The organism is Massilia sp. CT11-108, assembly GCF_047302915.1.
Taxonomy (GTDB): domain Bacteria; phylum Pseudomonadota; class Gammaproteobacteria; order Burkholderiales; family Burkholderiaceae_D; genus Telluria; species Telluria orientalis.
In genome coordinates this window covers 1-732 of the sequence record NZ_JBKYMO010001095.1, presented here as the reverse complement: position 1 = coordinate 732, position 732 = coordinate 1, and the positions used below count along the sequence as shown (strand labels likewise).

At 70.1% G+C, this 732-nt stretch carries 1 protein-coding gene; it reads left to right on the top strand.

The genetic code is table 11. The features are described 5' to 3' along the window. Positions 1-732 (top strand): helicase-related protein (locus tag ACEN88_RS33355; protein ID WP_413346612.1); only part of this gene is annotated, 732 nt, incomplete at both ends.

Sequence of the window (732 nt, the reverse complement as noted above, 5' to 3'; positions counted from 1 at the left end):
ACACGGGCGCGGCCGAGCGCGCGCGCCAGTCCAAGGCGCTGCCCGGTGCGCTGATCACGACGCCGGAAAGCCTGTCGCTGCTGCTGTCGCACGCGGCCGCGCGCGCCCAGTTCAAACACCTGGACATGATCATCATAGACGAGTGGCACGAGCTGATGGGCAGCAAGCGCGGCGTGCAGGTGCAGCTCGCGCTGGCGCGGCTGCGGCGCTGGAATCCGGGCCTCGTCGTGTGGGGCCTGTCGGCCACGATGGGCAACCTGGCGGAAGCGCGCGGCGTGCTGCTGGGCGATCCGGAAGCGGGCGTGCTCGTCGAAGGCGACCTGAAAAAACAGATCGTCGTCGACTGCCTCGTGCCCCAGGGCGTCGCGCGCTTTCCGTGGGCGGGCCACCTGGGCCTGCAGATGCTGCAGCCAGTGATCGACGAGATCGAGCGGCACGCCGCGACGCTGGTCTTCACGAACACGCGTTCGCAATCGGAGCTGTGGTACCAGAACATCATCGAGGCGCGCCCGGATTGGGCCGGCCTCGTCGCGCTGCACCACGGCTCGCTCGACCGCGAGGTGCGCGAATGGGTCGAGACGGGCCTCAAGCGCGGCGACCTGAAAGCCGTCGTGTGCACGGCAAGCCTGGACCTGGGCGTCGACTTTTTACCCGTCGAGCGCGTGCTGCAGGTGGGTAGCGCCAAGGGCATCGCGCGGCTGCTGCAGCGCGCGGGCCGCAGCGGCCACGCGC